This window comes from Ruegeria sp. HKCCD7255 (genome assembly GCF_013031565.1).
GTDB lineage: Bacteria > Pseudomonadota > Alphaproteobacteria > Rhodobacterales > Rhodobacteraceae > Ruegeria.
In genome coordinates this window covers 620,805-641,054 of sequence record NZ_WQAG01000001.1, presented here as the reverse complement: position 1 = coordinate 641,054, position 20,250 = coordinate 620,805, and the positions used below count along the sequence as shown (strand labels likewise).

At 56.6% G+C, this 20,250-nt stretch carries 20 protein-coding genes; 5 read left to right on the top strand and 15 right to left on the bottom strand.

The features are described 5' to 3' along the window. The 4 genes from GOX45_RS03035 to GOX45_RS03020 all read right to left on the bottom strand — a co-directional run bounded on the left by GOX45_RS03035 (position 1) and on the right by GOX45_RS03020 (position 4,923). Positions 1 to 297, bottom strand: coding sequence for a hypothetical protein (locus tag GOX45_RS03035; RefSeq protein ID WP_171097838.1), 297 nt, complete (start codon positions 295 to 297; stop codon positions 1 to 3). A gap of 115 nt (positions 298 to 412) precedes the next feature. Beyond that, positions 413 to 2,344: an ATP-binding protein gene (locus GOX45_RS03030; RefSeq protein ID WP_171097836.1), complete on the bottom strand. Its 1,932-nt coding sequence runs from the start codon at positions 2,342 to 2,344 to the stop codon at positions 413 to 415. Positions 2,345 to 2,401: 57 nt separating this feature from the next. Further along, positions 2,402 to 3,526 carry a hypothetical protein gene (locus GOX45_RS03025; protein WP_171097835.1) on the bottom strand — a complete coding sequence of 375 codons (1,125 nt, stop codon included), beginning with the start codon at positions 3,524 to 3,526 and terminating at the stop codon, positions 2,402 to 2,404. Between the two features lie 317 nt (positions 3,527 to 3,843). Beyond that, on the bottom strand, positions 3,844 to 4,923 hold the full coding sequence (locus GOX45_RS03020; RefSeq protein WP_171097833.1) for a hypothetical protein: 1,080 nt from the start codon (positions 4,921 to 4,923) through the stop codon (positions 3,844 to 3,846). 266 nt (positions 4,924 to 5,189) lie between these two features. On the opposite strand from GOX45_RS03020, the gene GOX45_RS03015 reads away from it, so the two are divergent. From GOX45_RS03015 to GOX45_RS03005, 3 genes are all read left to right on the top strand, one after another. Next, complete coding sequence (locus GOX45_RS03015) at positions 5,190 to 7,373, top strand: esterase-like activity of phytase family protein (protein ID WP_171097832.1); 2,184 nt, start codon at positions 5,190 to 5,192, stop codon at positions 7,371 to 7,373. Positions 7,374 to 7,604: 231 nt separating this feature from the next. Beyond that, positions 7,605 to 8,702: an acyltransferase family protein gene (locus tag GOX45_RS03010; RefSeq protein ID WP_217350249.1), complete on the top strand. Its 1,098-nt coding sequence runs from the start codon at positions 7,605 to 7,607 to the stop codon at positions 8,700 to 8,702. A gap of 62 nt (positions 8,703 to 8,764) precedes the next feature. After that, positions 8,765 to 10,066: an Hsp70 family protein gene (locus GOX45_RS03005; RefSeq protein ID WP_371808944.1), complete on the top strand. Its 1,302-nt coding sequence runs from the start codon at positions 8,765 to 8,767 to the stop codon at positions 10,064 to 10,066. Here GOX45_RS03005 and GOX45_RS03000 read toward each other — a convergent pair. The 7 genes from GOX45_RS03000 to GOX45_RS02970 form a co-directional block, all read right to left on the bottom strand. Further along, entirely contained in the window at positions 10,044 to 10,481 is a 438-nt protein-coding gene (locus GOX45_RS03000) for a CBS domain-containing protein (protein ID WP_171097828.1), read from the bottom strand. The genes GOX45_RS03005 and GOX45_RS03000 overlap by 23 nt on opposite strands. 307 nt (positions 10,482 to 10,788) lie before the next feature. Beyond that, positions 10,789 to 11,256: an Hsp20 family protein gene (locus GOX45_RS02995; protein ID WP_171097826.1), complete on the bottom strand. Its 468-nt coding sequence runs from the start codon at positions 11,254 to 11,256 to the stop codon at positions 10,789 to 10,791. A 121-nt stretch (positions 11,257 to 11,377) separates the two neighbouring features. Continuing rightward, positions 11,378 to 12,160 (bottom strand): serine protease, encoded by a 783-nt coding sequence (locus GOX45_RS02990; protein ID WP_254444516.1) that lies wholly within the window; start codon positions 12,158 to 12,160, stop codon positions 11,378 to 11,380. Between the two features lie 23 nt (positions 12,161 to 12,183). After that, positions 12,184 to 12,924, bottom strand: coding sequence for a serine protease (locus tag GOX45_RS02985; RefSeq protein WP_171097822.1), 741 nt, complete (start codon positions 12,922 to 12,924; stop codon positions 12,184 to 12,186). 132 nt (positions 12,925 to 13,056) lie between these two features. Next, entirely contained in the window at positions 13,057 to 14,379 is a 1,323-nt protein-coding gene (gene glcF / locus GOX45_RS02980; RefSeq protein ID WP_171097820.1) for a glycolate oxidase subunit GlcF, read from the bottom strand. A gap of 4 nt (positions 14,380 to 14,383) precedes the next feature. Further along, positions 14,384 to 15,484: a glycolate oxidase subunit GlcE gene (gene glcE, locus GOX45_RS02975; RefSeq protein ID WP_171097818.1), complete on the bottom strand. Its 1,101-nt coding sequence runs from the start codon at positions 15,482 to 15,484 to the stop codon at positions 14,384 to 14,386. A 63-nt stretch (positions 15,485 to 15,547) separates the two neighbouring features. Further along, the gene (locus tag GOX45_RS02970) at positions 15,548 to 16,987 is read right to left on the bottom strand and encodes an FAD-linked oxidase C-terminal domain-containing protein (RefSeq protein WP_171097815.1); all 1,440 of its coding nucleotides are present in this window, start codon (positions 16,985 to 16,987) and stop codon (positions 15,548 to 15,550) included. Positions 16,988 to 17,069: 82 nt separating this feature from the next. Here GOX45_RS02970 and GOX45_RS02965 point away from each other — a divergent pair, with 82 nt between their 5' ends. Together GOX45_RS02965 and GOX45_RS02960 are read left to right on the top strand one after the other, a co-directional pair. Beyond that, positions 17,070 to 17,780: a DUF599 domain-containing protein gene (locus GOX45_RS02965; protein ID WP_171097813.1), complete on the top strand. Its 711-nt coding sequence runs from the start codon at positions 17,070 to 17,072 to the stop codon at positions 17,778 to 17,780. Between the two features lie 35 nt (positions 17,781 to 17,815). Beyond that, complete coding sequence (locus tag GOX45_RS02960) at positions 17,816 to 18,163, top strand: hypothetical protein (RefSeq protein WP_171097811.1); 348 nt, start codon at positions 17,816 to 17,818, stop codon at positions 18,161 to 18,163. Between the two features lie 3 nt (positions 18,164 to 18,166). Here the strand turns inward: GOX45_RS02960 and GOX45_RS02955 are convergent, their stop codons facing one another. The 4 genes from GOX45_RS02955 to GOX45_RS02940 all read right to left on the bottom strand — a co-directional run bounded on the left by GOX45_RS02955 (position 18,167) and on the right by GOX45_RS02940 (position 20,220). After that, positions 18,167 to 18,652: a flavodoxin family protein gene (locus tag GOX45_RS02955; protein WP_171097809.1), complete on the bottom strand. Its 486-nt coding sequence runs from the start codon at positions 18,650 to 18,652 to the stop codon at positions 18,167 to 18,169. A gap of 1 nt (position 18,653) precedes the next feature. Then, a complete protein-coding gene (rlmH, locus tag GOX45_RS02950; RefSeq protein WP_171097807.1) occupies positions 18,654 to 19,124 on the bottom strand; it encodes a 23S rRNA (pseudouridine(1915)-N(3))-methyltransferase RlmH in 471 nt (156 codons plus the stop codon). A gap of 44 nt (positions 19,125 to 19,168) precedes the next feature. Next, positions 19,169 to 19,531: a ribosome silencing factor gene (rsfS, locus tag GOX45_RS02945; protein ID WP_171097805.1), complete on the bottom strand. Its 363-nt coding sequence runs from the start codon at positions 19,529 to 19,531 to the stop codon at positions 19,169 to 19,171. Positions 19,532 to 19,686: 155 nt separating this feature from the next. Next, a complete protein-coding gene (locus GOX45_RS02940) occupies positions 19,687 to 20,220 on the bottom strand; it encodes a hypothetical protein (protein ID WP_171097803.1) in 534 nt (177 codons plus the stop codon). Positions 20,221 to 20,250 lie beyond the last annotated feature (30 nt).

Below are 20,250 nucleotides of genomic sequence, written 5' to 3'. Positions count from 1 at the left end.
TCAGCTTACTCCCTTCCTAAACCGCCCCACAACCACAGCCGCTAACACCAGCAAAGGCAACGCAAAGGCCCGCGCGGTAATCTGCAAATTGAAGCCGATGTAAGACACCACGCTGCCCTCAAACAGGATCAGCGTCTCTTCCCATGAGGCGCCCTCAAACCCGCGGCTGGTATTGATGCCGAACTGGATCAGATAGAGAACCACCACAGCCCCCAGAAAGCCAACTACGCCCCAGCGCAATGGCAGAATGAGACCCAAAACCAGGGCTACGGCGGTGATTGCAAGTGTCAGTATCATGTCTTCGCCTCCTTTGAACGACGACGCGTTGTTGCATACGCGCCACCTGCGAAGATCATCGCCGGAACATACCAGAACAACGACTGGCCAAGAATATGTGAAGGCAGTTTAGCGCTCACCCCTTCGCCTCCAGATACCGGCGTTTGGCCTCCTCCATCCGGCCCATCTCACGCACCGCGTTCTCAATCGCGACCTCGTCGCTCTTGTCGGCATAGCGGAATTCGCTGTCTGCGTAGCGGTTGATTTCCTGGGTCACCATCTCGACCGTGATCGGCTGGCGCAGGTCAGCGATCATGGCCTTCTTGGTGTCATAGTCGCGGAACAGGAACAGCTCGGGGTTTTCCATCCACTCGTCGGGCAGCTCAAAGTCCATCGCGCGCACCTTGACCGCGTCGGTGATGTTCTTAATCGCACGACCGGTGAACCGTTCATCTGCGGCCTGAATCGCCTTGAGGTAGGTGCCCAGCTTGGCAATCGTGTCCAGCTGGCCGATCTGAGCCGAGACCCGGTCGTAAACCTGCAACAAAGCAGCCTCATGCGGGCGGAAATGGCTTTCGAAACTGGCAGTGACGGCCTTCTTGATCTCCTGCGCGGCATAGGCCTCATGTTCGCCCAGCGGAATGTCGTGGTTGCGGCCCATCAGCAGGTGCAGGATGTCGATATAGTCCTCACGCGTTTGCGGCCCGTCCACCAGAAACCGCGCGCCGGCCCGCTGGCGCAGGGCGTCATCCACATTCTCGGGGTAGTTTGAGAACATGCCAAAGGTGCAATTGCCACGCACAACCGTGTTGGCCCCGGCAAAGCTTTCCATCAGCACGGCGGTGATTTCCAACTGACCGGCCGAGGACTGCCGGTCTCCACGCTTTCCCGCCAGTTGGTCGATATCGTCGATGGTGCCAAAGCCGATGACCGAGGGGTCGATGATCGTGTTGATAAACGCCTTGGCGTTCTGGCCGGACTTGCCCTGATAGCTGTCGATATTGTCGGTGCTCAGGTTCTGATAGCGGAACGGGTAGCCCGCGTTCTGGCAATAGTCATTGATCAGCCCGGCCATCATCTGGATCAGCGTGGTTTTCCCAGTGCCCGGTTTGCCGTCGCCCATGAAGGTAAAGATGAACCCGCCAAGCTCGGCAAACGGGTTCAGGCGACGGTCAAAATCATAGGCCATCAGCATCTTGGCCAGCTTCATCGCCTGATATTTGGCGATATGGTTGCCCACCACCTCATTCGGCTTCTTGAATGTCATGGTCAGTGTGGTGGATTTGGCCTTGGACGCTGGCTCAAACCCCCGGATCGTCAGATCATCCGCTTCGATATGCCAGGCCGCAGTCTGAAACGGGCTCAAATGGCCCGCTGATTGCGCGCGCAACGCAACCTTGTCCATCAACTGCTCGGCATAGGCACTGGTGGCCGCGATCAGATGCGCATCATCGGGCGCATGTTTGGCCAATATCTGATCCAATTCCCACAGCGCGCCATGCAGAGCGAGTTGGCCATTATCGGTCAGAACTTCTTCGATCTCACCGATATCCGCAGTGGTTTCGCCCAGATGCGAGGACATCAAATAGGTCAGCGCATTGCCAAACACATGGCCCGTTATCAGCGCCTCAGCCGTCAGCAATTCCGAGAATTCACTCTTCCGCGCCGCAGGCAAATCCCCCGCCAGATTGGCACGTTTCAAATCGGCCAGCGGGGTCTGTTCAGCATAAGCCTCAGCCACCGCCAGAGCAATCGCGATGGCCCGGCGAATACTCTGCTGCACCGTCGCCTGCGGCGGCGATACCAGCGCATCGCCATCATCCGACGCCTCAATCCGCTCGACCAGATGCACCCCATCCGCCCGCGCCACCCGTCGCGTCACCAACCCTGGCGTCGTCGACCGAAATCGCCGCCCCGAGGTTACACCCGGAGACCGCTCCACCGCTGCCTCAACCGGTTTGGCAATCCGCGGAGCATGCTCGAACCCGTTCAGCAAAGCGGTCGCTGCCGGATAATGCTTGCGAATATCCGCCTCGCGCAATTCCATCTGATCTGACGTCAAACTCATCTCAAAACCCGCCCCTGCTTCTTCTGTTCAAAAATACCTCCGCCGGAGGCATGAAATCTAATAGCGCAACACCTGCCCGGCCTTGCTGACCACGAATTTACGCACATCCCCAAAACCCGGCGGGTTACGCTCAGCCAGCACCTGAAACGGGCGCTGAGGCAGGATGATCGAGCGCTGCGTGCGTGTTGCCCCGGTTTCGGCCCCCTGCCCGCCAAACGGGTCCAGCGCAAAAACCTCGCGGTCGACCGTGCCGAACCAGCCTGCGCGTTCCTGCACCACGTCCTCGCTCTGCAACTCCTCGGTGGTCCAGGCCATGGCCCAATCCTGACCCTCAGGGGCCTGCGCATCTTCCAGCACCCGACGCAATGGCCCGGATTGCTCGGTATAGGCCCAGGAATACATCGGCCCCACATGGATACGGCGTACGTGTTTGGGATGCAGATCGTCGAAATCCTGATCGAACCCTTTGGCGATGGTCACTAGCTTTAACCCGCCCAAAGACTGCGCCATAAGATGTGCCTGCACCTCGGGCCAGCGGCGTTGGTCCTTGGGCAGTGCTGTCTTGCCGCTGTCTTCCAACTGCATCATGTATAGAACCGGCAGGTTGATCTGACTGTCATAGACCGCCCAGTGCAGCAGGAACTTGCGGCGATCCCCGTCATTCTCGATCCAGTGACATTCGGGATCGTTACGCGCCCAAAACAGCTCTCCCTTGAGCAATTCCTCGTAATAGAGCCTTTGGGACAGCGCGAATTGCAGCTTGGTGGGGATCTCCTGATCGCCAATAATCGTCCGCACCATGTCGTTTTTCAGCTCATCGGCTGAGGGCATATTCGCCAGATGCACCTGCGCCTGCTGTGCGTCATTCGCCATGGTCAGCAACTCGGCCGCCACCGGAAACCCGCTGTCGCGCTTGTCCATCGCAAGACTGCCAAAGAACCGCCCCGTATCGCGCCCGACCAGCAGGTATTTCATGCTGAGCGCGCGAAAGGTGTAGAGCAGCCCCGAAAGATACCGCGACACGATCCGCACCTCTTGCTTGCTGATCGCGCCCTCAGCCTCCATCGTCGCAGCCACGCGCAACAGGTGGACGGTGATCACCTCAAATTTGCGGAAATAGCGGCGCGAGGCAAAGGTATCGGTCAGGCCGACATGGTCTTGGGTGAGGTCAATGTCGTTCATCCAGGAGCGTCCAAGTCCTTCCCATTTTTGTCGAAGTGGAACCACCAACGATATAACGGCGAACCCATGCTATTCAGAACCACTTCGGGATTAATTCCAACTGATCGCTGAAACCGAAGCCCCCGTTCACTACCCCAACTGAGCCAACACAGCAGCCTTATAATCGAAGCTGCAATGACCATCATCAGCAGTGCCTCGACAACTTCTGGATAAGCCGGTTTTTCGTCGATTAACCCCAATCGCTCCAGTATTCGCGGCAGTTCCAAAGGTCCAAGACTTGCAGTTAACAAGAGGAATTGTTGGTGAGCGAAACGCACTTAGCCCCCATACAAATTCTTATCATGCTTCTCCACAATCGACGCAAACCGGCGGGCAAAGCGTTCGTCCGCCTTGGCCTTTTTCTCCAGCACGTCGCGGGCAAAGACCATGTGGTCTTCGTGCGCCTCAAGCATGTCGGCCATTTTCTGGTTGGTCGCAGTGCCGATGGCGGCCATGGCGGTTTGCGCCTCTTGGTCTGTCTGCACGCCGATCTCGTTGATGCGGTGCGCCACGTCCTGCTGCTGCGCGGTTTTCAACGATTTGGTGAGGGCGTCATAGAGCACCACGCGCTGCTGCGTGTCTGTTTGCAGCTTGTTGATCAGCACCATCTGCGTCGCCGCCTGGTTTTGTAGGGAATCGACCCAGGTTTTGCCTTTTTCGATATAGCGCTCAAGCGTCTGGCTTTTGGCCAGCTTGACCTGTTCTTCCTGAACCTTGGCGTTGTATTGCGTGTTCAGCTCGGCCAGTTCGGTTTCCAGCTGTGTGCGCGCAGCGGCGTCCTGTTCGACGCTGATCTTGTTTTCCAGAGTAATAATCGTCGGGTCCATGCCTTGAATCTCGGCACGCAATGCCTCCAGTTCGGCCACGGTCGCCTCACGGTCATCCAGCGTGACGGAAAGGTTCTGTTCGACCTTTACCCGCTGTTCTTCCAGCACCGCCAACTGCCCTTCCAGCAGCTTTACGATCACGTCCGATTTGGCGATCAGGTCTTGCAACTTGTCGTCAATATTGGCGGTGCGCATCCGCTCCTGCCGCATCGACTCGGATTTGCCCTTGGCGAAAATGCCGACAAAGCTCTCCCACCCGGTTTTGGAGCGCATTTCGTCGAAATCCTTGGAAAAGGCGCTGGTCACGTCGTCCAGACCCATGATCAGCTCGGCGATATTGGCGTTCATCACCTCGGTATGGGCGTGCACATCCTCTAACGTCGCATTTTCGATGTCGATATCGGCCTCAGCCGTGCCGATCTTGGCCCGTGCGGCCTCGATCCGCGAGGTCAGGCTTTCGATCTGTGACTGGCTTTCGCGGACTTTGGTCTGGGTTTCCTGAATCAATGATTCAAACTGCTGGTTCGACATCTTCTATCCCTTTTTTCGTTATATACCCTATAGATAGGTGATGTTACGGCCTTTTACATCCCCTCGGGTTATAAATTCCAGAAAAGACTGACAAATTCACCCGCCAAAAGATAGCGGCAACACCCATTTGGCGCGTGGATTTGGGTACGCGCGCTTTCCCTGCAACGCCGCCGCCCTTTGTCATCAAACTGAAACAAAACCGTCATGGTCACGCAACATACCCGGTCCATGCCACTCGACGTTCTAGTGAGAGAGGATACCACAGGATGTCACTGCGCCTTGCCTGCCTGACATCTGCCCTTGCGCTGACCGCCGGTCAGGGCCTGGCAGAGATGAATTTCAACCGGATTGCGTCTTTCCCTGTTGTCAAAAACATGGGCGAAGGGGCCGATACCACCCGCGAAACCTCGCCCGAGATCATCGCCGCTTCGGCAGATGGAATGACACTGGTCTATACCGACAGCCCGCTGGGTGTGATCGGGATGATCGACATCACCAACCCCGCGAACCCAGCCCCGCTGGGCGCGATGGATGTGGGTGGTGAGCCCACTTCGGTCGGCATCGTTGGTGCGACCGCGTTTGTCGGTGTGAACACATCCGAGAGCTATACCGCACCGTCGGGCAAGCTGATCTCGGTTGACATCGCGAGCAAGGCGGAAACCGGCGCCTGCGATCTGGGCGGCCAGCCCGACAGCGTTGCCATCGCACCCGATGGCAGTTTTGTTGCCGTGGCCATTGAAAATGAGCGCGACGAAGACCTGAACGATGGCATCATCCCGCAGCTGCCTGCCGGGTCTCTGGCTCTGGTGCCGCTGAAGGATGGCGCACTGGATTGCGCGGGCATGACACTGGCCACCCTGACCGGTCTGGCCGAGGTTGCGCCCACCGACCCCGAGCCTGAGTTTGTTGACATCAACAGCCTGGGTGAGACCGTCATCACCCTGCAGGAAAACAACCACATCGCGGTAGTCAACAAGGATGGCAAGGTCATCAGCCATTTCTCAGCCGGTAGCGTAGATCTGGACGGCATCGACGCCACCGATGAGCGCGGCGCACTGATCTTTACCGAAAGCCAGCCGGGTCGCCTGCGTGAGCCAGACGCGGTGAAATGGATCGATGACAACCACTTCGCCACGGCTAATGAGGGCGATTACGAAGGCGGTTCGCGCGGTTGGACGATCTTTCACAAGGACGGCAGTGTTGTTTACGAAAACGGCACCGATTTCGAGAAAGCCATTATCCAGATCGGTCACTATCCCGACAAACGTTCGGACAGCAAAGGGGTTGAACCCGAAAGCGTGACCGCAGCCACATTTGGTGGCACTCCGATGATCTTTGTCGGGGCCGAGCGCGCCTCGGTCGTCGGCGTCTATGACGCCACTGATCCGGCGAACCCGGTGCTGAAACAGCTGCTACCCTCAGGCGTTGGCCCTGAAGGCTATGTAGCGATCCCCGAGCGCAACCTGCTGATCTCGGCCAATGAAAAAGACCTGATCGAAGATGGCGGCCCGCGCGCGCATGTGTCAATCTTCGAATATCAGGATGCGCCTGCCGCCTATCCGCATCTGACGTCAGAAGGCGCGGATGAGCTGATCGGCTGGGGCGCCCTGTCCGGGCTGGTCGCGGACGAAGATGGCATGATCTATGCGGTCAATGACAGCTTCTATGGCTTCCAGCCTTCGATCTTCAAGATCGACCCCAGCCAGCAGCCCGCTCGCATCGTGGACGTGATCCGCATCCACCGCCAAGACGGCAACCCGGCGCAAAAGCTGGACCTTGAGGGCATCACCCTGGACGGTGAAGGCGGCTTCTATGTCGCCTCTGAGGGTCGCACCGACCGGGTTATCCCGCATGCGATCTATCACGTCTCGGCCGACGGTCTGATCAAGGACCGCAAGGGTGAGATCGGCCTGCCAGCCGAATTGATGGCGGTCGAGAAACGCTTTGGCTTTGAGGGCATTACCAAGGTCGGCGACACTCTGTGGATGGCGGTTCAGCGGGAATGGAAGGACGATCCGGAAAACCACGTGAAACTGGTCTCCTACAATCTGGACAGCGGTGAATGGGGTGCGGTGCACTATCCCAAAGCGGATCCCGAAACCGGCTGGGTCGGCCTGTCGGGAATCGTGGCCTTTGGTGACCATGTCTATGTCATTGAACGCGACAACCAGCACGACCACCGCGCGGTGACCAAAAAGATCTATCGCATCCCGCTGGCAGACATGAGCCCTGCCCCGTTGGGAGGCCCCCTGCCCGTGGTCAGCAAGCAAGAGGTCCGCGACCTTCTGCCCGACTTGACCTCAACTGGCGGCTATGTTCTGGAAAAGATCGAAGGCTTGGCGATCCTGCCCTCGGGCGAGGCGTTTGTGATGACCGATAATGACGGTGTCGACGACGCTTCGGGTGAGACGATGTTCTGGTCGATCGGATCTGTGAACGCGGGCAATTGATCCAGCTCTGAAAGCACAAGCTTCGCGTCTGACTGCGCGGAGCTTATTTAATGTTAATACGACCGAAGTCGCGAATTCCGATAGGGCCGAGCGAAACAATACGACGATTATTCCGGCATTGCGGCCGAAGTTGGAGTGCATTAAATTAATTTGGTTTTCTTATTTCGCGCACTACCGTATTATATCTTAAGTACTGAATATTAATTCGGTGCCCCTTTAACGAGTGAACAAATGAACCGACTGTCGACCGACTCTCAGATTATTTCTGTTACCAGATTTCTATGCATTTTCTGCATGATGTACGTTCATGTGAACCCTGGATCTCACCAAGAAAGCGCGGTGATGACAGGGGACTATCAGATTCTTGCCTGGCTCTTGATTGAGATGAGCGGCCGCGCGAGCGTTGCGGCATTAAGCACGATCAGCGGCTTTCTCTTATACGACACGGTTATTCGTGGCTTGCTGAAATCAATAAAAGATCGATTTATCGTTTTATATGTTCCCATGATCACTTGGAACGTCATCACGATTGCTTTGGCACTTTTGGCTCTTTCCGCTGGGATATCGACAACAACAGCCCAGATCCTCAAATCAGGGTCCCAGTTGGACCTATTGAATAACGTGACCGGACTGTTTGACAAAACGCTCGGCCTTCCTCTTTTCTTTCTGCGCGATTTGTTTGTTTCCTCGTGCATTATCGCGCTCGCACGACCTTTGATTGTCGCCTTTCCCTTGGTCAGCGTTGTTGTCGGTTTAGCCGCCTACTTTACCGACAGCCTGGAACCACTGGTCTTTCGCGAGAGCATTTTGCTATTTATGCTTTTTGGCTTTGTATTGCGTCACAAGCGCGTTTCACTAGCGCAGATGGCAGATCTCAAGATTGCCATACCTGCCTTTATCTCGTTTTTTGCGCTGATGCTCTTCATGTCGCAAACGCAACCGGATTCAAGCCAAATCCAAAACGTAGTCCACCTTGCAAGTAATCTTTTCAAACGGCTTGCACTTGTTTTTGGTTTCTTGGCACTCAGCCTTGTAGCTGTGAAAATACACTTCTCAGGCTTCTTCGTTAAGCGCGAGCCATTTATTTACCCCGCGTTTCTTAGCCACGCGATAGTTATCTCTACCTTGTATCAAATATTGGTGCACATTGGATTAGATCCAAACCAGCCGATATATGTGCTTTTCTTCCTTGGAGCGCCGGTGATAGCACTGTTCTGCGGATCAATCCTCTATAAAGTTGCACTCAGGTTGCCGAGCACTCTGTCGGTATTATTGATTGGCAAAAAAACGCATCGGAAATCTGTGGCAAGAGGTCAGGAAGCTACATAGTTTTTTGCGCCAGTGACCAGACCAATGCAACCAGGTCGAGGTACCTGCTTGACCCGCTGTCTGTGAAACATTGGGTGCACCACCTTCTGCGCATTTTCGAGAAAGTTTTGGGCATGGCACCTCATGGCCCCGTATTCGGTATTGATTTCGGCACGTCAAACTCCGCTGCCGGGTTTCTGGAAAACGGAAAGCCCAAGCTGGTCGAGATGGCGCCCGGGCAAACAACCCCGCCCACCACATTCTTCTTCGACTTCGACACCCGCGAGACCCTGATTGGCGAGCCCGCAAACACGGCGCTGTTGAACGGGGCCGAGGGGCGATTCATGCGGGCGCTGAAACGGGTATTGGGCACCAGTCTGATGCATGAGAAGCGTCAGATCCTGAATGAAAGCGTAACCTTCGTCGATATCATCTCGCGCTTTCTGGCCCGCATCAAAGAGCGGGCCGAAACACAGTGCGGGGCAACAATTGATCAAGCTTTGTCAGGTCGCCCCGTCGTGTTTCACGCCACCGCAGACCCACGCGAAGAACAGGCCGAGGCCGACCTGCGCGCATGCTATTTGGCGGCCGGGTTTAGCCAAGTGGATTTCATGCCCGAACCCGTCGCGGCGGCGATTTCCAGCGGGGCATTGGGGCAGACGGATCAAATCGGGTTGATCGTTGATATCGGCGGCGGAACCTCGGATTTTTCGCTGTTTCGGACCCACGCGGCGCAGGTTGAGATTTTGGCCAATCACGGGGTGCGTATTGGTGGCACGGATTTCGACCGAGCCATCAACGTGGATTTGGTGATGCCCCTATTGGGCAAAGGCACCAAACTGCGCAAAGTGATGGGCCCCGGCACCTCACCAACGCCTGCAGCAATTTTCAACGACTTGGCGACTTGGGAAAAGATCCCGTTCCTCTATACGCCACAAAATCGACGGATGGTCGACGAAATGGCGCGCATGGCGGAAGAGCCCAAGAAGCTGGCGCGGCTGTCAACAGTTCTGCATGACGAGCTGGGCCACGATCTGGCCTTCGCGGTCGAACGCGGCAAGATCGCGGCCAACACGCAAAGCTCTGACGCCGAAATCTCGCTGGCTCAAATAGAACGCGACTTGTGTGTCCCGGTATCGATGACGCGCTTGGCTCCGTCGCTCAACCCGTTTGAGCACAAACTGTCAGAGGCCGCACGCGAGACACTGAAACAGGGGTGCATCGCCACGAATAAGGTGGATTGTATGGTCTATGTTGGCGGATCAAGCCTGATGAGCACTGTGACAGCATCCATGAAGTCGGTTTTTCCTGACGCAGAGCACCGATTTTCGGAGGTGTTCACCGCTGTAGCTGACGGCCTGTCTATTGCTGCAAACCGTAGCTAGGGGCAGATTGCGCTTCGGTGAACTGTTCCAGCATCACTTGATACTCGGACGGTACATCTTGCATCGATAACAGCCCGACAACCCGCGGCCCATCGACGACCGGCAAATGTTTGAACCCGCCCTCGACCATCAGCTTCATGGCCTCTGCAGGGCTGCAGGCCGCATGAGCGACTGACGGGCTGGGCGTCATGATTTCACGCACGCGAGTCTGACCGGTCGATTTCTTCGGATATATACATTTCTCGATTACATCGCGTTCACTCAGAATGCCGATCAGCGCATCGTCTTCGATGACAACCAAGGCGCCCACATTAAGGTCATCCAAAACACCACAGGCCTCGCTGACCGTAATGTCAGGACCGCTTTGTGGAAGCGTGCGCGTCTTTACAATTTCTGCAACCGAATGAACAACCATGTATTACCCCCTAAAACAAAACTCTTCCGGGCTAGCATGGAAATGAGGTGGCTTGAGTGAACTGGTTCACAGATCGAGCCGTTTACAGCCCCAGAATTTCCTAAAAACGCGAAACAATCCGCTTTTTTGCACAGGAAAGTACCGCTCAACCAGAGATGTTGTCTCCGTTTCTGCGCTTCAACGCAGCGGCGATCCCGCTCTGATTCTACGGGGTGCTCTAAAATCACAACGCCCCGCGTCTGGAGGAACGCGGGGCGTGTGGTGCGATAATACGGGAGGAGGAGATTATCGCGGGTTCAAAAGGGCCTTAGTTTACGGCCTTGGCGTCAACGACGTCTTTTTCGATCGCTTTGGACGAAGAGATCTCGATCCGGCGCGGTTTCAGCGCTTCGGGCACTTCCCGCTTCAGGTCGATGTTCAGCATGCCGTTCTCATGGCTAGCGCCGGTGACACGCACATGATCCGCCAGTGCAAAACGGCGCTCGAATGCGCGGGTGGCGATGCCACGGTGCAGATAGCTGCGTTCTTTTTCGTCCGCCGCTTTCTTGCCAGAGACGACCAGTGAATTCTCTTTCACTTCGACCGACAGATCATTTTCCGAAAACCCGGCAACAGCCACCGAAATACGATAGGTGTCAGCGTCGGTCTTTTCGATGTTGTAGGGCGGGTATGTGGGCTGAGCCACATCTTTGGTCAACACACGATCCATCACGTCGGCGATCTGGTCAAAACCAATGGTGGCGCGATGCAGCGGTGCAAAGTCAAATGTACGCATAGGTGCAATCCTCTTTCAGAGCGATTTATGTCGAAGCCCTCCATTCGGACAGGCGATTGAGTGTTCCGGACCCCGTTGTGGCGATCCGGTAGGTTTCAGATGGGAAGCCTTTGTGGTGTGTTCAAGACCCGTCCGGACGAATGAATTTGGCACCCGAACCTGACTTGCCTGAGCCGACACGCAAACGACGAATTTCGGCCTTGGGCTGCGGCGCCCGTTTGCGCATGGTGCTGCGCAATTCCGATACAATGCCCGATAACTCCATCCCAAATCCAATCTTGCCACGTTCATCTACACTGACAGCCGACACAACTGACAGGATCTGCCAACGCGATCCCTTGCGCGCCAAAAGCGCAGAACCGGAAGACCCGAAGGTAATGTCACAATTGAACAGGATCAGGCCCTGTACTCGGTCCAATATGTTGCATGACCTTTCGCGCGTTATCGCGTCGGCGCGTCCGCGGCCATACGAGGCGATGCTGACTTCATCCGACAACGCCTGCCCATCATGCAGTGCAAACGGATTTGCAATTGAATAGGGAATTGGCTCATCCAACCGCATCAGAGCCACATCCGTACGAACACTTGCGGGCGAAAGCGGTGCATTTGTTCCATAGTCGGGGTGCGCAACAATTTGCACGACCTTACGATCCGCAAGCGCCGATCCATTGCTAAGCCCTGCGCGAAAGGTAACTTCACCGGGCAAATAAGGATTTCCAGTCTTACGATCCAAAGCGCAATGTGCAGCGGTCAAAACCAGATCCTGCGCGATTAACGTACCGGTGCAGAACGAGCGAGTGCCAATATCCAACCGACCGACAGCTTCCCATCCGTAAAGGTCGCTCCGATCGGTCAGCTTGCGCTTGTCGCTTTGGGCCAAAGCAATTGAAGCGTTCAGGGTCAACAAAATGGAAAAAAGAAATCTTATCACGGTCGAATAAACCTCGCTCCGATATTCCGGTCAGTTTCAGAACCTTGGGATGATGCTTTCAAACCCCGGCCAGCCGACAATTCATCGTGCAAGACCTCCAACGCGTCGTCGACCGGGGTCGCCAGAGCAACACGCTGTCCTCTGATTTCGGCTTTGGCCGCGACGATCGAGACAATCTGCGGCTGCTCACCCAAAAACGAGAACACCGGCGCACCCGACGCGCCCAGCTCCACGTCACAGGACATAACAAGAATGCCCCCCAACCCGCTCATGACCGAACACACTTCTTGCAATGAGGGTGTTTCAGCGCGGTCCTGAGCATAAGAGACAACGCCAACTTCTTGACCCTGCGCAGGACGTTGACCGGTATCAAAGGGTGTAACCGCTGTATTGCGAACCGGTTGCCAAAGCTCGATCAAGGCGATGTCATTTTGGACCCGCGCAGCGGTCGTTTCGTGGTGGTATTCATAGTCGGGATGAATAACGGTCTGGCGCGCAGCCCGATATGCCGAAGCGCGGCCCAATCGCCAACCTGCGAGAAACTGAATGCGCGCCGGATCAATCCGCGTTTGTGTCGCCTTGTCAAAAAGACAATGCGCGGCAGTCAGCACATGTGTTGGGGAAATCAGCGTGCCGGTGCAAAACCCCGCGCCCTTGATATCCAGCCGCCCGACCGCCATCCACTGACGCCCGGCATCCGTTGTATCCAGACGCTTCAACCCTGTGTCCTGCGCCATGACGGCCGCGGGTAGAACCGCACAAATAAATGAGAAAATCCAACTGCGCACGCGTAACTCCGGCTCTCCACCCCGGACACAGGTGGTAAGCCGTGCGTTTGTCGAAATTAGGGCAAAAACGGTACCTTAGCGTTAACGCAGGATCGGAACCGCAGACCCTGGCATTGTGTCTTCTTTCAAACTGCGCGGCTCGGGCCCGCCGGTCGCCCAATCCAACAGTTCGACAGTATGGACAACAGGAAGTTTTGTACCCGACCCAATCTGCATCATGCAGCCGATATTTCCCGCTGCGATCACGTCGGGTTTCTTCGCCTCCAACGTCTGAACTTTCCTCTGCTTGAGATTGGCAGAGATCTCGGGTTGCATCAGGTTATAGGTACCGGCACTGCCACAGCACAGATGGCTGTCAGTAGGCTCTAACACGGTGAATCCAGCCTTTTTCAACAAGTCTTTGGGATAGGTTTTGATCTTCTGACCGTGCTGTAGGGAACAGGCTGCGTGATAGGCCACAACCATATCCTTCTGAGCGCCATCAGGCAGATCCAACTGCATCAGTAGCTCGCTGATATCCATGGCGATCTCGGATACACGCGCAGCGTCTTTGGCCAAAGCTTCGTTGCGGAACATATGGCCATAGTCCTTCACCGTGGTGCCGCAGCCTGATGTATTGATCACAATCGCATCCAGCCCGTCATCATCCATCTCGCGCGTCCAGGCTTTGATATTCGCGGCCGCCGTTGCATGGCTTTGCGCTGTCTTGCCCATATGATGGGTCAGTGCACCGCAACATCCTGCCCCTTCAGCCACTACAACCTCGCATCCCAACCGCGTCAGCAAGCGGATCGTGGCATCGTTGATATCGGTATTCAGCGCCTTTTGAGCGCAACCCGTCATCAACGCGACCCGCTTTTTCCGCTGCCCCTTGGGCGGAAAGCTCTGCGGATCATCGTTGCGGCTGACCGGAGGAATGTATTTTGGCGCCATGTCCAGCATCGCCCGCAATCGTGCATCGGGCATCAAAAACTTGAACGGTCGCCCCAGCTTGGCCCCGATCAACGCCCAGCGAAACCGCATCGGATAGGGCAGTATTTGCGCCAATACCCACCGCAAGACACGGTCGGTCAAGGGGCGCTTGTAGTTCGCCTCGATATACTCGCGCGCGTGATCCACGAGATGCATGTAATGCACACCCGAAGGGCAGGTTGTCATACAAGCCAGACACGAAAGGCAGCGATCAATATGTTTGACCGTCTTTTTGTCGGGCACACGCTCATTCTCCAGCATGTCTTTGATCAGATAGATACGCCCGCGGGGACTGTCCAACTCATCGCCCAAGACCTGATAGGTCGGGCAGGTCGCGGTACAAAACCCGCAATGCACACAACTGCGCAAAATCTCATTCGAGCGCTGGATTGCCGGATTCTGCAACTGTTTTTCGGTAAATGTCGTCTGCATTGCTTTACCTCATGAGCCCCGGATTAAACAGCCCGCGCGGGTCGAATTTGGCGCGAAGCCCCTGTGTCAGAGCCGCAATTGCTGCATTTTCAGGCTGAAAACGACCGAGCGCGTCAATGGTCGAACGCTCTGCGCGCACAAGTGTCGCGTGACCTGAATAGGTACCAAGTCTTTGGCGCAAATCTGTGCCCGCCGGAACCCGCAGCCACACCAGCCCCCCGCCCCAATCGAACAAAAGCTGATCAGCCCCGGCTTTGTCGGCAATATCCGGCGCATCGCTGGGCTTGACCGAAAGCCGCCAAACATCACCCCCGCCTTGGCCAAAGGCCCGAACATCGCGGATCTCTGCCCAAGTGGATACAGCATCTGGCTCTTCGACAAGTGTACCAAATCCCCTGAGCGTCTCAGCAAGCTGATCGGTGCGATAGGCAACTGAATCCGCGAACCCTTCGACCCTAAACAAGGCTTTTTGTGCGGTTGGATCAAAAGCGGCTCCGTTCACTTCATACGGAGATCTCAGCGCTTGCGACATGGCCGAGACGGCCGTTGCCGCATCAGAGATGGCAAGCGACAGGCTCGTCACGGCCTCGGGCTTGGGCAAAACCTTCAACGACACTTCGGTCAAAACCCCCAAAGTCCCCCAGGACCCGGCCATCAGCTTGACGAGATCATAGCCGGTGACATTCTTCATCACCCGCCCGCCGTTTTTGATTACCTGACCGCGACCATCGACAAAACGCACCCCCAAAAGGAAATCGCGGCACGCCCCGGCATGAATGCGGCGCGGGCCCGAAATGTTCGCGGCAACTACGCCACCGATCGTAGGTTCTCCTCGCGTGCCCAACACTCCGCGATGATCCATTGGCTCAAATGCCAATTGCTGCCCTTCCGCATCCAGCGCAGCCTCAATCTCGGCCACCGGTGTCCCGGCTTTTGCCACAAGTGTCAGCGCACCAGGCTCATAAAGGGTGATCCCGCTCAGGCCACGCGTGCTCAACTCCGTCTCAGGCCCGTCGATGCCGCGCGTTCCACCGCCAACAATCCGCACCGGATCCTGCAACCCGGCCACCCGTTCGGCCAGTTCCGCTTCTGTTTGAGGGTCCATATCTCTTCTTCTGTTCAAAAATACCTCGGGGGAGTCGCGCCTGCGCGACGGGGGCAGAGCCCCCTATTCCGCCGCTATCCGCCGCCTCTCGGACACGTCCAGGGGGAACACTTTTGCCGGGTTCAGCAACCAGCTTGGATCAAACACATCCTTGACCACCATTTGCGCTTCAAGATCGGCTGGTGTGTACTGATGATGCATCAGGTCGCGCTTTTCGATGCCAACCCCATGCTCGCCAGTCAAACAACCGCCTTCATCCACACAAAGCTTCAGGATCTCCGCCCCAAACGCCTCACATTTCTCAAGATCACCCGGTTTGTTGGCATCAAACAGGATCAGCGGGTGCATATTGCCGTCACCGGCGTGGAACACATTGCCAACTGGCAGGCCATATTCTGCACTCAGCTCACCAATCCGGCGCAAAACCGCAGGCAGAGCCGAGACAGGGATTGTTCCGTCCAGACACATATAGTCGTTCAGCTGACCCATCGCCCCAAAGGCCGACTTGCGACCCAACCAGATCCGGGCGCTTTCCTCGGGCGACTGGCTTTCGCGCAACTCAATCGGGTTGTGGCGCTTGGCGATCTCGACGATCTTGGCCAGTTGACTGTCAATTTCGGCCTCTGACCCTTCGACCTCGACAATCAGCAGCGCTTCGCAATCGGGATACCCGGCCTGCGCAAAGTTCTCGCAGGTTTGAATACACAGCTTGTCCATAAACTCGATCGCAACGGGCAAAATACCAGATTTGATAATGTCAGAGACACATTGCCCGGCCACCTCATTGTCATCGAACCCCATCAGAACCGGACGCGCACCCTCGGGCTTACGCAGAATGCGCAAGGTGGCTTCGGTCACCACGCCCAATTGACCTTCCGAGCCGCAAATGACGCCCAAAAGGTCCAACCCGCCTGAATCCAGATAGGCGCCGCCAATCTCGACAATGCTGCCATCCATCATGACCATGGTTACGCCCAGCAAGTTGTTCGTGGTCACGCCATATTTCAAACAATGCGCCCCGCCGGAATTCATCGCGATATTGCCGGCGATGGCACAGGCCAGCTGAGATGAGGGATCCGGCGCATAGAAAAAGTCTTCTTCTTCGACGGCTCCGGTTACGCTCAGATTGGTGCGCCCGGTTTGGACGCGGATAAACCGGTTGTCGTAATCCGTCTCAAGCACGTCATTCATGCGGGCAATGCCAAGGATGACACAATCCGCCGTCGGCAAAGCGCCACCGGCCAATGACGTGCCCGAACCGCGCGGAACCACCGGCACGCCCTCTTCGTGGCAGATGCGTAAAACGTCCGACACCTCCTGCGTCGAGGCAGGCAGCACCGCCAGCATGGGTGGGCAGCGATAGGCTGTCAGCGCATCGCATTCGTAAGCGCGCGTCTCGGCGGGATCATCAATCACCGCATCAGCAGGCAGGACCTGCTGCAATCGCGTCATGACATTGCGCTTTTTCGCAAGCACATCGGGATTTGGCCGTGGCATTTCCATTGCTGATCCTCCAATTTGGTAAAATAATATTACCAATTCTTCAGTCTGGCAAGTCCTCTAAACGGGCTCTAATGTCGCGGCCATGACTTGGATTGATCGCGCTCTGGTTTTCTCTCCCCTGGATTTTGTTGCCGTCCTCGTGTTGATCGGTGCGTGGCAGGCCATTGGCTGGATGATCGAACATCCGTCACGAAAACGCCCGTCGGTTGCAATGCTGATGGATGAATACCGCCGCGGCTGGATGCGCGAGATGGTGACGCGGCAACCACGTGTATTTGATGCGCAGGTGGTGGGTGCGATGCGTCAAGGCAGCACCTTTTTTGCCTCGACCACCATGATTGCCATTGGCGGCGGTTTGGCCTTACTGGGCAATACCGAGAAACTGGCAGGTGTCGCCAGCGATCTGGCTATCGGCATGGCCCCCGCTTTGGTGTGGGAGATCAAGATCCTGGTCGTCATACTGCTGTTGGCCAATTCCTTCCTGAAATATGTTTGGGCCCATCGCCTGTTTGGGTATTGCGCTGTACTGATGGCAGCTGTTCCCAATGAGCCCGAAGACCCCCAAGCCTATCCCCGCGCCGCCCAAGCTGGCGAAATCTGCGTCACCGCCGCGCGCAGTTTCAACAGGGCGCTGCGGGCGACCTATTTCGCGCTGGCCTCTTTGGCTTGGTTTCTTGGGCCGATCACCTTGATCCTTGGTGCGGCGATCACCTTTGGCGTGCTATATCGGCGCGAGTTTGCATCGCAATCGCGGTCAATCCTGCTAACCCTGCCCGGCGACACCAAGACGTGATCCCAATTCAAACTCTGGCATTCTATGGTTTCTCTATGCGTTATCTGATTCTCTTTGCTTTTCTGGCCACGCCTGTGCTGGCCGATCCGCCCACCATCGAAAATATCGCGGCGAGTCGCAGCGGCGACACCTGGCGGTTCGACGTCACGATTCGCCACCCCGACACCGGCTGGGATGACTATGCCGACGGCTGGCGGGTGCTGGATTTGGACGGCAATGAACTGGGCATGCGCGTGCTGCATCACCCGCATGTGGATGAACAACCCTTTACCCGTTCGCTGGGTGGTGTGGTGATACCCGCCGGGACGACGCAGGTGCAGATCCAGGCCCGTGACAATGTGGGCGGGTGGAGCGACGACACCACGATATTTGATCTGAACTGAGGGTCAGAACACCCCAAGGCTTAGTCCGGCAGCCATGGCAGCGCCGATCTCACGGCATTGCTCAAGCTGGTCATTTGGGATGGTCTTTTCGGCCAGAATCGCTTCGGGTGTCTGCGCATGGGTGCACAGGATCAAGGGCGGCTGCACTTCTTTCAACCGCCAGCCTGTGGCGATCCGGGCCATTTGGCGCGCCGCGTTTTCGCCGTCTGACCCGGCACAAACCATCTGCGCATAGGGGCGACCTTCGATCTTGCCCAGCACCGGGTAATAGGACCGGTCAAAGAACTCCTTCATCAGACCCGAAAGTGCCGCCAGATTTTCGGGCGCACAAAAGATATAGCCATCTGCCGCGAGCAAATCCGTAGGCCCTGCCTGATCCGCCGGTTTCAAGACGACATCAGCCTCGTCGCGCCCCGCCTCAGCGGCGGCCTCGGCCATTTGCCGGGCCCCGCCGGTGCGCGAATGGTAAACGATAAAAAGCTGCGCCATGTCAGACCCGGTGATATGGGCCGCCCGACAGGATTGTTGCGGCCCGGTAAAGCTGTTCAGCCAGCATCACACGGACCAGCATATGGGGCCAGACCATTGCACCGAAGGAGATGGAAAAATCCGCCTCGGCCCGCAGATTAGGGTCTATTCCGTCCGCACCGCCAATGATCAACGCCAGATCCTGTCGCCCGGCGTCGCGCCACCCGCCAAGTTTCTGCGCGAAATCAGGAGAGGACATCATCCGCCCGCGCTCATCCAGTGTACAGATCACCGCCGCTCTGGGCAGGGCTCTGCGCAGCAGCGCGGCTTCGGCGCCCATGCCTGCGTTCTTCTTGTCCTCAACCTCGATCACCCGCGCAGGACCCAGGCCCAGGCCACGGCCGGTCCGGTCAAAACGGGTCAGGTAGTCGTCAAGCAGTGACTTCTCGGGTCCGGCGCGCAATCGCCCGACCGCAACTATGCTGATACGCATATGTCTCTCGCCTCCGACCTTTCAATACAGGCCGGAATAGCGCCTCAGTTCGCCGAGGCGCTGCCGCCCGCAGGCAGCCACATCTTTTCCAGCTGATAGAATTCACGCACTTCGGGGCGGAAGATATGAACGATCACGTCGCCCGTATCAATCAACACCCAGTCGCCGGCATCCTTGCCTTCGACCTTCGAGGTGAACCCGAATTCCTGCTTGATGCGATCCGTCAGCTTTTCCGCCATGGCCGAGACCTGACGGGTCGAGCGACCCGACGCAATCACCATGTGATCAGCAACCGAGGATTTGCCCTGCAGGTTAATCTGCACGACATCTTCGGCCTTATCGTCGGAAAGTGAGGAAAGGATTCGTTCAAGCAGCTTGTCGCTGATGGACTGAGAGTGGGCCATCATGCTGGCCCGGTCATCGGCGGGCAAACCCGCCTGGGTATGTAGAGACAGGACATAGTCCTCCTTTGTTGCGCGCCGCCACATCCCCGGCGCAGGGGTATATATAAAGTAACAAGCACCTTATGACATTTCAATGAAGACGCAGCAGTGACCCCAGATCAAATTTTGGTTGATGCATCGGCGCACTCCGGAAGCTCCGAGGAAACGACATTGTTCATAACAGTCCGCGCTGGAACATCTACAAGTAATGGCAGGAATTCACCTTCTTGGCTCAGTCGAATGGCTACGGTCAGTCGTTCCTGATCAATATCGGTTGGGTGATTTAGGCAGGGACCAAAGCTCAATGACAAGCTGCCTTTTGTCCCTTCCGGGTCCTCCATTTTCATCCTGCTGATCTCCTGTTGCACGGACTGGAACCTTTCTCTGTCCTGATCCGCAATCAGAAAAACACCGTCATCAACCTCATGCAGCACGAAACGCTCAGAAATAGAGCCATCGGCCCCATGTCCTGAAAGTTCAATGCGCCCAGAATCCGGTCGGACACCCAACGCGCTTGGCAATTCGAGCTTCAGGGCAATGTCGGATGGGCGAGCCGTTAACGGATCGACATCCGTCAGTTGCCGAACAGTGCCTGGAACAACGCTATTACACCCTATGAAGAGCAGGAAAACCACTGGAGCTACAAATTTCATTATTCACCCTTTAGAATCATTTATTATTGT

Coding starts and splice junctions, on each gene's coding strand:
- GOX45_RS02955 (WP_171097809.1), bottom strand. CDS start 18,652: ATGGCGCAGCTTTTTATCGTTTACCATTCGCGCACCGGCGGGGCCCGG.
- glcF (WP_171097820.1), bottom strand. CDS start 14,379: ATGCAGACGACATTTACCGAAAAACAGTTGCAGAATCCGGCAATCCAG.
- GOX45_RS03015 (WP_171097832.1), top strand. CDS start 5,190: ATGTCACTGCGCCTTGCCTGCCTGACATCTGCCCTTGCGCTGACCGCC.
- glcE (WP_171097818.1), bottom strand. CDS start 15,484: ATGGACCCTCAAACAGAAGCGGAACTGGCCGAACGGGTGGCCGGGTTG.
- GOX45_RS03010 (WP_217350249.1), top strand. CDS start 7,605: ATGAACCGACTGTCGACCGACTCTCAGATTATTTCTGTTACCAGATTT.
- GOX45_RS02960 (WP_171097811.1), top strand. CDS start 17,816: ATGCGTTATCTGATTCTCTTTGCTTTTCTGGCCACGCCTGTGCTGGCC.
- GOX45_RS02995 (WP_171097826.1), bottom strand. CDS start 11,256: ATGCGTACATTTGACTTTGCACCGCTGCATCGCGCCACCATTGGTTTT.
- GOX45_RS02940 (WP_171097803.1), bottom strand. CDS start 20,220: ATGAAATTTGTAGCTCCAGTGGTTTTCCTGCTCTTCATAGGGTGTAAT.
- GOX45_RS02985 (WP_171097822.1), bottom strand. CDS start 12,924: ATGGCGCAGGACACAGGGTTGAAGCGTCTGGATACAACGGATGCCGGG.
- GOX45_RS02965 (WP_171097813.1), top strand. CDS start 17,070: ATGACTTGGATTGATCGCGCTCTGGTTTTCTCTCCCCTGGATTTTGTT.
- GOX45_RS03035 (WP_171097838.1), bottom strand. CDS start 297: ATGATACTGACACTTGCAATCACCGCCGTAGCCCTGGTTTTGGGTCTC.
- rsfS (WP_171097805.1), bottom strand. CDS start 19,531: ATGATGGCCCACTCTCAGTCCATCAGCGACAAGCTGCTTGAACGAATC.
- GOX45_RS03000 (WP_171097828.1), bottom strand. CDS start 10,481: ATGGTTGTTCATTCGGTTGCAGAAATTGTAAAGACGCGCACGCTTCCA.
- GOX45_RS03030 (WP_171097836.1), bottom strand. CDS start 2,344: ATGAGTTTGACGTCAGATCAGATGGAATTGCGCGAGGCGGATATTCGC.
- GOX45_RS02970 (WP_171097815.1), bottom strand. CDS start 16,987: ATGGAAATGCCACGGCCAAATCCCGATGTGCTTGCGAAAAAGCGCAAT.
- GOX45_RS03020 (WP_171097833.1), bottom strand. CDS start 4,923: ATGTCGAACCAGCAGTTTGAATCATTGATTCAGGAAACCCAGACCAAA.
- GOX45_RS03025 (WP_171097835.1), bottom strand. CDS start 3,526: ATGAACGACATTGACCTCACCCAAGACCATGTCGGCCTGACCGATACC.
- rlmH (WP_171097807.1), bottom strand. CDS start 19,124: ATGCGTATCAGCATAGTTGCGGTCGGGCGATTGCGCGCCGGACCCGAG.